The organism is Bacillus sp. SD075 (genome assembly GCF_017355165.1).
GTDB lineage: Bacteria > Bacillota > Bacilli > Bacillales > DSM-1321 > Peribacillus.
The window spans coordinates 1-13,643 of record NZ_JADILK010000006.1 but is presented as its reverse complement, the minus strand read 5'-3'; the positions used below and the strand labels follow the sequence as shown (position 1 = coordinate 13,643).

Here is a 13,643-nt window from a genome sequence, read left to right as displayed (position 1 = left end):
GAAAGGAGATGATAATGAAGATGGAAAATGCACAACTGGAAAATTACAAATTGTCTACTCGATTTTTAGACGTTACCTACGTAAATAATAAAACGGGTGCAGAAGTGATTGCCCTACAGAATATAAACTTAAATATTAAAGATGGAGAATTTATATGTATTGTAGGGCCGAGCGGCTGTGGAAAAACCACTTTTTTAAATACTGTAGTTGGCTTACTAAAGCCAAGTAAGGGAGAAATTCTATTAGATCAGCAAAAAATTGATGGACCAGGCAAAGATAGGGCAATGGTTTTTCAAAACCCGAGTCTATTACCTTGGAGAACAGTTTTGGAAAATGTTCTCTATGGAGTTGAACTGCTAAAGCAAGTAACCGCAGAGAAAAAGAATGAGGCCAAAGAATATATTGAAATGGTCGGTTTAAATGGTTATGAAAATCATTATCCCCACGAATTGTCAGGGGGGATGCAGCAAAGGGTAAACTTGGCCCGAGCATTAACGGTAAACCCGTCATTAATATTATTGGATGAACCATTTTCGGCATTGGACGCACAAACTAGGGAATTTATGCAAGGTGAGTTACTTAGAATATGGGATGAGACAAAAAAGACAAGTCTTTTTATTACACACCAAATTGATGAGGCGGTCTTTTTAGCTGATAGAGTTTTTGTTTTTGGGGCAAGACCAGGACGTGTAGTGGAGGTTGTGGATATTGATATACCTAGACCGAGAGATCTCCATGTGAAGCGGAGCCCAGAGTTTTTAGAGTTTGTAGATCATATATGGTCCATTATTGAACAGGAGTCTTCAAAACAAGGTTTCGATAATAAAGAAAAACAATAAAGTGAAAGGAGAATAATATGACAAAGGGAACTATCCAACTTACACAATCAAAGCACAAGATAAAAAAGGAGAAGAAAATAAAAAAAGAAAAAAAGTCATTTTTTATCAGTGTTGCTTCTGTTTTAATATTCCTGTTGCTTTGGGAAGTTGCCTCTCAAAATGAATGGATAAATCCATTGTTTATTAGCTCACCAATTGAAATTGCAAAAGCAGCGGTTTTAATGATCCAAGAAGTTTCTTTTTGGGAAAATATGAAAGTAAGTGGTTACGAGTTTGTTACAGGCTTTATTTTAGCCATACTTATTGGAATTCCAATTGGTGTGTTATCGGGCTGGAATTCTAACTTTAACGCAGTAGTTAACCCTTTCATTTCAGGATTATATGTAACTCCAAAAGTCGCCCTTTTACCAGTGATCATAATTGCATTTGGAATAGGACCAGCATCAAAAGTTGTTATAGTATTTTTGATGGCCTTCTTTCCAATAGTGATGAGCGCTCAAAAAGCTATGTTAACATTAGATCAAAACTTAATAAAAGCAGCAAGAACATTTAATGCAAGTGAATTTCAAATTTTTAAAACAATTGCATTGCCTTCGACGGTACCTTTCCTTTTAAACGGCATTCGCTTAGGTATTGGTCAAGGGTTAATTGCTGTAGTTGTAGGTGAATTATTCGCTTCGACAGCTGGTATCGGTTATCAATTGACAAGCAACGGTCAAAACCTGCAAACAGATCGTATGTTTGTTGGAGTGTTAGTCATTACCATTACAGGCATCATTCTTACTTCATTATTAGGCATTATTGAAAGACGCTTTTCATCTTGGAAACCAGAAAATAGGTAACTGAATTAATTATGTAAACGATATCTAGCAGTATTGCTGTACAAAACGGTTACAGTGAGACCCAAGACGATATTTCAAGTAAGCGTAAATCCCTGGATATTATAGATTATGAAGGGTGTCCGAATTTTACAACAAAGTTGATTGGGACAGGTGTGTGAGACTCCTGCGGGAAAAGCGTGTCCAGGGGAGAACCCGCAGGCGCAAAGGAGCCGAGGGCCGACCACCCGCGGAAAGTGAGTGCCTGGAGGCAATGTTTAATGGTGCAAACCCTTAAAAAACTGTAGACAAAAGGTGCTTCCTTGCTAAGCACCTTTTGTTTAGCATGCATTTCTAACCTGATCCATCTTAAATGAAGGTTTCCTATCCAATCCCATATGAAATAGACTTTCTTCAGAATCTCAGAATGTACTCTAATCCGCTATTTTACTATGCCGCTTCACAGCGAGATAGAAATTTTATTGAAGTTCTCGCGTATCCATGATACCTTCAGTTTATAGTGAATGGTTGGGAGGAATAGGTTTTGAACACTAAGGCATTTTTACTGGCATCAATTACAGTTATTATTTGGGGATCTACATTCGCTGCTATTCGTGCAAGCTTACATGGCGGGTATTCAGCTGGCCATTTGGTACTTGTTCGTTATCTTATAGCATCAGGGATTTTTGTTTTATATGCTCTATGGCCAGGGGTGAAATTTCGCCTCCCGAAAAAAGAGGATCTGTTGAGAATAACGATCCTTGCATTTATTGGTATAAGTATTTACCATATCGGGGTGACATTCGGGGAACAAACCGTTTCGGCGGGAACGGCAGGAATGCTGATTGGTTCAGCACCTGTTTTCATTGCGATCATTGCTGTTTTCGTTTTAAAAGAACACCTCGGCCTATTCGGATGGATGGGTTTAGGAATAGGATTCACAGGGATCTCCTTAATAACATTAGGTACTGCAGGCCCTTCCTTGAATATTTCTGAAGGAGCCTTTTTAGTGCTGATGTCTGCTATCGCTTCAGCGGTGTTTTTTGTTTTTCAAAAACCTCTGTTTAGCCGCTATAATCCGATTGAATTGACAGCTTATTTCACATGGATCGGTACAATACCCTTTTTTATATTTTTTCCTGGGCTATTTAAAGAAATTCAAAATGTTACAATGGAAGGTCATTTATCCGCGATTTTTGTGGGTGTTTTCCCTGCTGCCATCGGTTATGTAACTTGGGCAATCGCCCTTTCATTAGGAAAGGCCAGTTCCGTTTCTAGTTTGTTATACCTTGAACCTGTGATTGCCATTTTCGTCGCTTGGGTTTGGCTGAGTGAAGTACCTAGCACTCTTTCGGTCATTGGCGGCGGAATTGCGATATTAGGGGTACTTGTCGTTAACGGGTTCGGAAAGTATAGATCAGTAATGAAAAAAGCAGCATGATAGTTGTTTGAAAAATCTCAGCATTTTAAATTCAACATGAAGAATGGACGTTTATTCTTCTTGAACGACTCAACTCATAAGAGGGCCCCAAAATGGGAATTCACCCAGGTTGCTGAGATCGATCAGTTATACCTGGGGATTTGTTTTTTTTCCTCTTCTTTTAATTACCTGAAATTAAATCTATTTTTAAAGTCCCAATCCAATTTAAATGAATTATTTTCACCTGTTAAAAATTTATAATCAATATAGGATTTTTCCTTTTTAGACATTTCGTCGACAAATGGGGAATAGGTACGGAAAACCAATACATTTTTCTTTTCATCAAATTCTACAAGTCTTAGCCAGCCATTCCCCCCTCGATAATTCGTTTGGTAATTGACCAGCATTTGTATGACATCATTTCCTGCTGAGTTTTGTTTTACCCGATGTGCTATCCCAAAATAATGTCCATTAACCGTCATGAACACTTGATTATGGTTCTTTACGAGTTCATCCCAAATCAGCCGGCCATTAGACGACTCGACTGCGGTGGTTTTATCTTCCTTAACCTTCGGAAATATAATATCATGCGAGACGAGGATCGTCGGTTTATCTTTATGCTGATTTAGAACCGTTTTTGACCATTCAAGGTCCTTATGCAGATTTTTCATATCCACTATTAAAACTAAGTATTCATAACTCCCAGCCTTAGCGATTGCATATGAACTATACCCGGAGTGAGAAGACCCCTTATAGTATTTTTTATTCAAAAAACGCTGCGGCCCATAATGTGTTAAGAAAGGATCTCCGTCCGCATAGTCATGATTCCCAGCCGCCATCATATATGGAACCCCCTTTTTATCCAAATGGGAAATGGCCCCGAGGGAATTCTGCCATTGTTTTTCTGAATCACTATCGACAATGTCCCCAACAAATGTATTCATGATAATATTGTTCTTCTTGGTGTTATTGGAAATCCAGTTCATTTGGCTATTGAAAATCTCTGGATTTTGGCTTGAATATTTCTGGGTATCTGGTACAAAAAGAAAATTATAATTCTTTTTATTCGTTAGAAACGGTAAAGCTTGGTTTGATCCTTCGAATGGTTCATCGTCACGAGCATCCTGCACAAGCCATTCTGTTTCAGTTAAAGCCTTATTAGCTATTCGTATTTCCTGGATATTTCCTTTGAATAGTGCATTAAACTTATTTCCCCACTCAGATGCTCCAATGTTCCAGCCTTTACCTTTAACTGCTGCAATACCTATTACTTTTTCTGATTTTCCGTAATCACTAACGCCATTCAAAGTTAAAGTCGTCGTGTTACCATCATTAACAACTGCCAAATGATACCATTCATCAGCATTTAATGATCGGGACCAGTTGCTTACATTATAATTTAAATTAGATGGGTGGCTTGTCCAGTGGATTTTTTGATCATTGGATACAGTTAAAGCAGAAAGGATTTTCTTCTCGCCTTCCATTTTATTAAGATCGGCAGCCTGTCCTTGCCTGGAAAAAAGTCCTACAACACTCTTGGAATCACTTGGCAACTTAAAAATCGCTTCTATGGTAAAACCTCTATCGAATTTTTCCGAATTGATAGGTGAACCCTTTTTGGTTTTGAAATATCTTCCTGAAGGGGCGTTTTCATAATTAGCGAACTTCAAGCTATCCACTTTTTCTTGATCATGATAATCTTCGTCAGACCATTGAATCATATTTTTTAATTCAGTCGAGGCAGGATCACCTATCGTCACCAACTCTAAATCATTTCCATGTTTGCTTGTATCTTCTATAATTAAATTACCTTTATCGATTGAACCGCTTTTAACATGATGTTTAGTGAATTTCCAATTTGCCACGATATTGCTTCGATTTTTTTCAGCAACGGAATCAGCCGATTTGGCAATACCAGGAACAATCATACATAAGAGTGAGAGACCTATTATTGCTTTTTTCATTCTCATAAAAACATTCACCCCATTAAATTTTGATTAAGCGATATACATTTAGCCTTTTTACTACCTGGATTAATTTGTAACGAACTTAAGCCTAGGTAGATTCCGTATAACTGCAATATGGTATAGTTTGCTTATCTTTTTGATAACTTATTAAGGATGAGTAAAAAAGTCTTATTCCTAAAAAAGACATTAGGAGATAAGGCCTAATATCGATGATCTATCTTGTTGAAATCGAGAATTACACCTTATTGTCAAAAGGAATCAATATGAAGGGTTGGTGTTTGAAGTAATATGAACTTCAGATGTGAGGTAGGGAAATTAGCAATATCTTAGGAGAAGGACAGGAATTCATCAAGAAAAAGAGGTGAAAAAATGGTGAGAAGGAGATAGGTAGCCTCCTGTCATAGAAGAGGTATAAATCGTAGGAGGCTATCTTGAATTAAAGGGGATGTATAAATATGAAACAAACAAATATGATGATGCAAATTTCTTTTCTGCATTTGAGCAAATGCCTCGTTCAGTCAAAGGACTGGAAGCTGCTCTAGAATGGCATATATTAAAAGGGCTACTGCCAAATCTGCGTAATAAAAGTGTACTTGATTTGGGCTGTGGTTTTGGCTGGCATTGCCGATTTGCCCGTTAGCAACAAGCTAGTTCCGTCGTTGGTGTGGATATTTCCGACAACATGATTCAAAAAGCACGTGAGAAAACGGTTGACCCTTTCATTTCATATATTAAACGCCAACGGAAGACATTGATTTTTCCGACTCTGAGTTCGATGTGGCTTTCAGTTCGTTGGTTTTTCATTACATTGAGACATATGAGGGCATTTGTAAAAAGGTCCATGATTGTTTAAAGCCTGGGGCTTTTGTATTCTCGGTTGAACATCCAATCTTCACTTCTCGCAACGAACAAGATTGGTATGTGGATGATCAAGGAAATCAACTGCATTGGCCAGTTGACAACTATCAAATCGAAGGTTTAAGAGAAACAATCTACTTATCCGAAAACGTAGTTAAGTATCATCATGCGATTTCAACATATATGAATAACCTGATTGGTGCTGGTGTCAGCATCATAGCAGTAAAGGAACCGATGCCTTCAGATGAATTATTAAAAAGTGTTCCTGAAAAGATGAAAATCGAAGGCTCATGTTTTTAATGATTTCAGCAGTAAAGGAAACGAATTCTGTAAATGAAGGAATCAAGTAAACGATATAAGGCGTTTCTATGAAGGTAGGGCGCCTTTTATTTATTATCAAAAGCGTTGATTATCGGCTTTAATTAGGTAATGATTGAAGCAGTAAAATATGAAAAAGGGGACATTAGAGGAGGAAAATTGGATGGGGAAAGTATTTCCGCTTATTGAAACAAAGCGATTGATTTTAAGGGAAGTTACAATGGAAGACGCGGGTGATATGTTTACATATCTATCTGATACAGATGTAGTGAAGCCAATGGGGTTAGATCCATGCCAAACAGTAAATGACGTAGGGGATGAAATTAAATGGTATGAATCTATATTCCAAGAAGGTTCGGGAATTAGATGGGGAATTACATTAAAAGATTCCGGTAGGGTTATAGGAAGTTGTGGTTTTCTGAATATGGTCACCAATCATCATCGAGCTGAAATTGGATATGAATTAAGTAAAGCTCATTGGGGAAAAGGCATTGCTAGTGAAGCGTTGGAAGCCGTTGTTATGTATGGCTATCGTCACTTTCACCTAGAAAGGATTCAAGCTTTAATTGAACCTGATAATTACCCATCCCAAAAACTCGTGGAAAAACAGGGGTTTAGTAGAGAAGGATTGCTAAGGCATTATGAATATACTTGTGGCAAATTCGATGATTTATATATGTACTCACTCATAAAAGAAGATCTAAATGACATGCCCTTTACTTCATTATCATGATCTTAAAAGAAATTTAGGTTATGTTTTTTACTCCTTTTGATGGGATGTAAAAATTGAACGTTGATTGGAAAGTAGGGCACTCTCTTTCAGCGGGCGGTCCGTCCTCTGCGCTCTTAGCTCCTATTGGACGCGCTTTCTCCGCAGGAGTCTGGACACCCGCTCCAATCAACTTTGTTTTGAAGTATAAATCGTATATTTTATTTATACTTAGGAATATGGTAGAGGGCCGCTAATACGTCAGCCGTAAACTCAGCAGGGATTTCCTTCAACAGTTAGGGCTTTTGCTGGCGCAGCCTTTTTCTCATGCAAGGAATCTTCATTCGGAGTGGCTGAATAGCAGCTCAAGGGATTTTCTTATAGTAAAACTTCCATCAATATTATTCTTTTCAGATAGTTTACCTTATGCAACATAGTTATATATTACTTACTTATATAAAGCGATACAAAAAGGTTGCTATAGACCCACCCATTTTTAAGTTGATATTATATTCAAGTACTTAATTGTGGGGGGAAGTTGAATGGAAGAACAAAAATATAATGACCTCAAATTAGGCGAACGTGGTGCAATCATTAGTATAATTGCTTATATTTGTCTATCAATCATGAAGCTGGCTATCGGATACATAAGCGACTCAGCAGCCTTAAAAGCGGATGGTTTGAACAACACGACTGATATTATCGCGTCCATCGCTGTACTGATCGGTTTAAGGCTAGCTCAAAGACCCCCCGATAAAGATCACGGTTATGGTCATTGGAAAAGTGAAACCATTGCTTCGATGGTAGCTTCATTTATCATGTTTGCTGTTGGTGTACAAGTTTTAATAGATGCAGTTGCTTCCATGCTTAAAGGTGGTAAGGAATCACCTGACATTATTGCAGGGTATGTAGGTGTATTATCAGGCATAGCCATGTATTTTGTATACCGATATAATAAAAATCTTGCTATAAAAATTAATAGTAAGGCCGTTATGGCAGCTTCAAAAGATAATATTTCCGATGCTTGGGTAAGTGTTGGAACAGCTATAGGGATTTTCGGTTCCCAATTAAATATGCCTTGGCTGGATTCCCTTACTGCCATCATTGTTGGATTATTAATTTGCAAAACAGCCTGGGATATATTCATTCAAGCCTCGCATGAACTTTCTGACGGATTTGATGAAAATAAAATTCATCTATACAAGGATGTAATTACAAATGTGGATGGAGTCAAGGGCATAAAAGAAATTAAAGGGAGAAATTATGGGAATAATGAAGTGATTGATGTTGTGATCCTAGTCAATTCTACCTTGGATATCAAAGAAGCACATGATATAGCGACACATGTAGAGAAAGTGATGAAGAAAGATCATGGAGTGTATGATGTTCATGTCCATGTTGAGCCCAATTAAGTCACTCGTTTTCATGAGCATTAATAAAAAGGGAATAAATTGGCTTTACAAACATATGAATAATATGCAATCATTAATTCATTACATTGGAAGGAAAAGGTACCTCATACAATGAAGCAGTAATCTTATCAAATAAACAGTAAATCTAAATCTATTTCAATGGGTGTTATCGGTTAGATGTATTCAATGAAAATAAACTTCACCATGTTTACTTATCGGATTTATTGGTGAGTAAAGTGAATTCACTTTTTCATTTGAACAAGAATCTTTTTGATACCCATGTGAGATTTTTAATGATTATGTTTAGAGATGGGATTCGTCTGTTCGTTTATAGGTACTAATTCATATACAACTACTTTTTCTGTTATCAAATCAGATGAGGTATATTTGGTTTATGTATATTAATTTAGTAACAGGCGATCTCTCTCTAGAAAAATAGAGGGGGATTTTTTTATGTTATTTTTAAAAGCGAATGATTTAAAGAAAAGCTACGGGAACCGTGAAGTTATATCCGTTGATTCACTTCATCTTTACAGTCATGACCGTGTTGGTTTAGTTGGTAGGAATGGAGAAGGCAAAACGACCCTTCTTTCTATACTAGCGGGGTTTAGGGAACCCGATTCCGGTCATATAGAGAGCCATGGAACAGTCAGCTATATTCCGCAAATAGAAGAAACTGAACAAGAAATAAGCGGGGTATTGACGAGCATATGGAAATTGCCCGATGAGAATCAAGAAATCATAAGCGGCGGCGAACGTACTCGAAGAAAAATCGCCGCAGCTCTGTCTTCCAATGCGGATGTATTGATTGCGGATGAACCTACCAGCCATTTAGATGTATCTGGAATTGAACAATTGGAAAAGGATTTAAAGTCTTTTAATGGCGCTCTTTTGCTTACTTCACATGATAAAGCATTCTTAAATCATCTGTGTACTACAATATGGGAAGTTGAGCAAGGCAAGGTAACTGTATATGAAGGGAATTACGAGGCGTATATCAAACAAAAGCAAGCAAAATCAGAAAAGGAAAATCAGCAATATGAAGAGTATACCCGTGAAAAGAACCGGTTGAAACAGGCTGCACAAAACCTCCAAGCCAAATCGGATTCAATTAGGAAAGCCCCTAAACGAATGGGCAATTCAGAAGCAAGGCTGCATAAACGCAGTGCTGGGAAACAGAAGGCGAAATTGAACCGTTCTGCTGAAGCGATTGAAACTCGAATCGAAAAACTAGCAAAAAAAGAAAAACCGAGGGAAGATCCCCCTATCATCTTTGATATTTCAGAATTTCCATCCTTGCATAGCAAAAGGGTCATTCGATTTAATGGCTGTTCCCTGAAAGTCGGATCAAGAATCCTGAAACAGCATATTTTTGGAGATGTCCCCCTTTCATGCAGACTCGCCATCAATGGTCAAAATGGTTCAGGAAAAACGACATTATTGAAAAAGATAGTAGAGGGGCACCCAGATTTATATGTCGCGAAGCCAGCAAAGATTGGATTTTTTGCCCAACAACAAGAAAATTTGAATGAAAGTAAAACGGTTCTTGAAAATATATTGGATGACAGTCCCTACAATCAAGCCTTTATTCGTACGCTATTATCACGATTAGCTTTTAAAGGAGATGACGTTCACAAACAAATATCACTTTTAAGCGGTGGGGAAAGAGTCAGGGCTTCCCTAGCAAAAGTTTTTTTGGGAAACTATAATGTCATGGTTTTGGATGAACCTACAAATTATCTGGATATTCATACTAAAGAGGCTTTAACCGAAGTGTTAAAAGCATATCCAGGAACCATCGTTTTTGTTACTCATGATCGTTCATTGATCCAATCGCTTGCAACACATTCACTTACATTTGAAGATGAACCTTCGAGAGTAAGGACTATCAGTCAGGAATCAACAAAATTGGCTAAGCGCAAGGATGGTCACCAAGATAAACAGGCTGAACTTCTTATGATTGAAGTGCAAATCATCGAGACACTTGGGAAACTGTCCAGTGTTATGAAGGAAGAGGAAAAAGGGGAATTGAATAAGGAATACCTCCAACTCTTGAACAAGAAAAAAGAGCTTGAAGATTAAAGTGGGTAGAGAGTTATTTTCACTTAAAAAAGTAATAAAATGGATTAATTAAATGAATGAAAAAAAGGTGGGTAATGTTAAAATTAACCAAACGTATGTTGGAGAGACTCATATTGATTGGGATTAAATCAGATAAAATGAAAGTTTGATCATTAAATGGCAGTTTTACGACGTGACAATCCCGATTCCGGAATTCATAGCTAGCATATAACCATTGATGACACTCAAAGGGGGGAAGGGGAAAGTGCGGTTAAAAATCAGTTGTCCGTATCCTGCCACGGTTAGATTTGTGAATTAAAACAACTGAAGAAAACCAAAATATAAAGGAATTAAGGTTCAGGCTCAAACTTCAGTAATTTGGGGGAGAGCTTTCACTTGGTCTTTTTTAAATGGCGATTATTACAACAATCAAAAAGGAATGCCAATTATTATAAGCATTCCCATACATTCAGGTTTTGCTGCTATCGCTCTCGTTTTCCGGTTTCTTTATGATTGCGTATGCAAGGTATCCTATTAAGCCCATAAATAATCCGGTGCCGCCTACAATATAAATCATTGTAAACATCTTTCCTAAAGTTGTCTCTGGTTCAAAACTTGGATGCCCAATCGTACTAAGAGTAACAACACAGAAGTAAAGGGATTCAATCACAGTTAGACCTTCCTGCTTAACATAGAAAATTGTGCCGGAAAATAACATAACGAGGACCAATACGAAAAGAACCTGGAAGTTCTTCAATTTAAAAGCGGACCACAGGGCTTTTAGGAAACGTTTCAAGGTGAGGATAAATGAAATCATTGGTAATCGCTTTTCCTTTCGGTTTCATTACAATTCAAATAAAGTGTCAGTAAATCCTGATATTCGAATTTGATCAGTTAATCATTATACTATACAGGAATTCATTTTAGATTGGCAAAAAAACGTGTTTATTTTGATCTGGTTTGAAATAAAAGCGTTTTTTAACCAATAGAAAGAGAAAGTAAGTAGAAGGGGGCACTTATGAAACCACGTATTACTGTCATTACATTAGGTGTGGAAGATTTGGAAAAATCGCTGGAATTCTATCGGGATGGCCTGGGATTTCAAACAGAAGGAATAGTGGGCAAAGAATTTGAGCATGGAGCCGTTGCCTTTTTCGACTTGCAAGAAGGCCTAAAGCTTGCCATTTGGGGTCGAAAGGATATAGCGCATGAGGCCAAGGTTCCTTTGTCTCCGACAAGTCCTACTGAATTTACCCTTGGTCACAATGTAGGTAGTAAAAAGGAAGTGAATATTGTGTTGGAAAAAGCAAAAAAAGCTGGCGCAATCATAACCGATCCCGCACATGACACTTTCTGGGGAGGATACTCTGCACACTTTCAAGACCCTGATGGACACATTTGGGAAGTCGTTTGGAATCCGCAGTGGGATATCATGGAATCATGAATGTGATCTCACGTTGCTCCTGGTGAATAGAATCATATTTAGAAGGCATTTTCATACCTTAAGTTTTCAATCCTTCGATAATAATATAAAAAGGACCATGGGCAATTGGAGTCTATCTAAATGTTAAAACAAAGTGGATTGGAGCGGGTGTTCGATACTCCAGCAGGAAAAGCGAGTCTAGGTGAGACCCCCTCAGTCGCAAGCCGAGAGCGGACCGACCGCGGAAAGCTAGTGCCTATAGTATGAAACAAGCACTTTACTTAGGAGTTGAGTGCTTGTTTTTATCAATGAATTCTCTACTTTTTGCAATCATTTCTTTATTCTTTTCAATCGCTTCGATATTACTGTATTTCACCTGATTAACGGTTTCATTATCCTCCATGTATTCAAGTAACAAGTCTACAGCTTTATCCATCAATCTTTCGATGGGGATATTTCTTTCTTCAACCAGGTTAGCGAGTCTATTAGTCAGGTACGGATTGAGGGTAATGTTTATAGGTTTTCTCGTTTCATAATTGATAGGTCGTTCCACCTTCAGTCTTTTAATCTATCATATACCTAGAATGGAAGGTAAACAAATATAAGTATGCTAAATGAATATGGCATAAAAGGATCACTCATGATTAGGATTCTCCGAAAATTTAAATTATACTTAAGTTCATGACAGTAGCAAATGATACTGACACAGATTACAAAGGATAAACGGCTATTAAGCAAGACCAATCAAAGTAAAAAAGGGGAGAAAAGCATGCAAAGAATCAATCTAACTGAAGATTTTAGTCTTTCACGCATTGTACACGGTATGTGGAGATTGGCAGATTGGAGATTTTCTACCGAGGAAACCCTATCTCTCATTGAACATGGAATGGATCGCGGCGTCACTACATATGATCACGCTGACATATATGGCAGCTATACATGTGAAGAGATTTTTGGGAACGCACTTTCATTAAAGCCATCATTACGAGGTAAGATGGAGATCATTACGAAATGTGGCATAGTACTTAAATCAGAAAACCGTCCATCTCATAAAAGTCACCATTACAACACTAGTAAAACCCATATTATAAAGTCTGTTGAACAATCCCTTATGAATCTTAAAACGGATTATATTGATCTGTTACTTATTCATCGTCCGGATCCCCTGATGGACCCGGCAGAAACAGCTGAGGCGTTTAATCAATTAAAAGAATCAGGAAAGGTCCATAACTTTGGAGTATCGAACTTCAAAAAACCGCAATGGGATATGCTTCAATCTTATCTTGAATATCCGCTTGTGACGAATCAGCTGGAACTTTCTGCGTACAATCTTGAAAACTTTGAAGATGGAACCATTAACTTATGTCAGCAAACGGGCGTGACTCCAATGGCATGGTCACCACTTGCTGGAGGAGGCATCTTTGAGCAATCGAATGAAAAGGCTGTTCGATTAAGAGAAGCGTTAGAAAACGTAAAAGAAGAAATCGGGGCTAATGGAATAGATGAAGTGATGTATGCATGGCTGTTGAGGCATCCTGCAAAAATCATTCCGATCGTTGGATCCGGTAAGAAAGAACGATTGGACAGTGCCATTGATTCACTAAAATTAAGCATGGAAAAAGAACAATGGTTTAACATTTTAACCAGCTCGATGGGACATGATATTCCGTAATGATCCTTACCTTTGAACGCAAAGAATGGAACTCCCGATGGGCTCCCCATTCTTTTTGTCCTTTTATAAGTTCGTTATCTTCATAATGAACTCCCTCAGTTTAATAGATAATGCTCACGAATACTCGCTTATTCGCAGGATTTCAT

The 13,643-nt window shown here is 37.7% G+C and carries 12 protein-coding genes and 1 pseudogene; 10 read left to right on the top strand and 3 right to left on the bottom strand.

Annotated features, from left to right (window positions below):
- The first annotated feature begins 14 nt into the window (after positions 1 to 14).
- The 3 genes from IOC57_RS06635 to IOC57_RS06625 all read left to right on the top strand — a co-directional run bounded on the left by IOC57_RS06635 (position 15) and on the right by IOC57_RS06625 (position 3,098).
- Positions 15 to 839, top strand: coding sequence for an ABC transporter ATP-binding protein (locus IOC57_RS06635; RefSeq protein WP_286184585.1), 825 nt, complete (start codon positions 15 to 17; stop codon positions 837 to 839).
- Positions 840 to 856: 17 nt separating this feature from the next.
- Positions 857 to 1,681 carry an ABC transporter permease gene (locus IOC57_RS06630; protein WP_207437973.1) on the top strand — a complete coding sequence of 275 codons (825 nt, stop codon included), beginning with the start codon at positions 857 to 859 and terminating at the stop codon, positions 1,679 to 1,681.
- A 520-nt stretch (positions 1,682 to 2,201) separates the two neighbouring features.
- Entirely contained in the window at positions 2,202 to 3,098 is an 897-nt protein-coding gene (locus IOC57_RS06625; RefSeq protein ID WP_207437972.1) for a DMT family transporter, read from the top strand.
- Between the two features lie 164 nt (positions 3,099 to 3,262).
- Here the strand turns inward: IOC57_RS06625 and IOC57_RS06620 are convergent, their stop codons facing one another.
- Positions 3,263 to 5,047, bottom strand: a complete 1,785-nt coding sequence (locus tag IOC57_RS06620; protein WP_207437971.1) for a laminin G domain-containing metallophosphoesterase family protein — start codon at positions 5,045 to 5,047, stop codon at positions 3,263 to 3,265.
- 442 nt (positions 5,048 to 5,489) lie between these two features.
- Between IOC57_RS06620 and IOC57_RS06615 the strand changes: the two are divergent.
- The 4 genes and pseudogenes from IOC57_RS06615 to abc-f all read left to right on the top strand — a co-directional run bounded on the left by IOC57_RS06615 (position 5,490) and on the right by abc-f (position 10,423).
- Positions 5,490 to 6,252 (top strand): annotated as a pseudogene (locus tag IOC57_RS06615) (class I SAM-dependent methyltransferase).
- A gap of 131 nt (positions 6,253 to 6,383) precedes the next feature.
- Complete coding sequence (locus IOC57_RS06610; RefSeq protein ID WP_207437970.1) at positions 6,384 to 6,953, top strand: GNAT family N-acetyltransferase; 570 nt, start codon at positions 6,384 to 6,386, stop codon at positions 6,951 to 6,953.
- Between the two features lie 518 nt (positions 6,954 to 7,471).
- Positions 7,472 to 8,341 (top strand): cation diffusion facilitator family transporter, encoded by an 870-nt coding sequence (locus tag IOC57_RS06605; protein WP_207437969.1) that lies wholly within the window; start codon positions 7,472 to 7,474, stop codon positions 8,339 to 8,341.
- Between the two features lie 453 nt (positions 8,342 to 8,794).
- Positions 8,795 to 10,423 (top strand): ribosomal protection-like ABC-F family protein, encoded by a 1,629-nt coding sequence (gene abc-f, locus IOC57_RS06600; protein WP_207437968.1) that lies wholly within the window; start codon positions 8,795 to 8,797, stop codon positions 10,421 to 10,423.
- A 448-nt stretch (positions 10,424 to 10,871) separates the two neighbouring features.
- On the opposite strand, the gene IOC57_RS06595 is transcribed toward abc-f, so the two are convergent.
- Entirely contained in the window at positions 10,872 to 11,219 is a 348-nt protein-coding gene (locus IOC57_RS06595) for a potassium channel family protein (protein WP_207437967.1), read from the bottom strand.
- A 201-nt stretch (positions 11,220 to 11,420) separates the two neighbouring features.
- Between IOC57_RS06595 and IOC57_RS06590 the strand changes: the two genes are divergently transcribed.
- Both IOC57_RS06590 and IOC57_RS25755 read left to right on the top strand, forming a co-directional pair.
- Positions 11,421 to 11,846: a VOC family protein gene (locus tag IOC57_RS06590; RefSeq protein ID WP_207437966.1), complete on the top strand. Its 426-nt coding sequence runs from the start codon at positions 11,421 to 11,423 to the stop codon at positions 11,844 to 11,846.
- 120 nt (positions 11,847 to 11,966) lie between these two features.
- Entirely contained in the window at positions 11,967 to 12,092 is a 126-nt protein-coding gene (locus tag IOC57_RS25755; protein WP_286184584.1) for a hypothetical protein, read from the top strand.
- A 10-nt stretch (positions 12,093 to 12,102) separates the two neighbouring features.
- Here IOC57_RS25755 and IOC57_RS06585 read toward each other — a convergent pair whose 3' ends face one another.
- Positions 12,103 to 12,378: a ribbon-helix-helix domain-containing protein gene (locus IOC57_RS06585; RefSeq protein ID WP_207437965.1), complete on the bottom strand. Its 276-nt coding sequence runs from the start codon at positions 12,376 to 12,378 to the stop codon at positions 12,103 to 12,105.
- Between the two features lie 216 nt (positions 12,379 to 12,594).
- Here IOC57_RS06585 and IOC57_RS06580 point away from each other — a divergent pair, with 216 nt between their 5' ends.
- Positions 12,595 to 13,497, top strand: coding sequence for an aldo/keto reductase (locus tag IOC57_RS06580; RefSeq protein WP_207437964.1), 903 nt, complete (start codon positions 12,595 to 12,597; stop codon positions 13,495 to 13,497).
- The last annotated feature ends 146 nt before the right edge of the window (positions 13,498 to 13,643 follow it).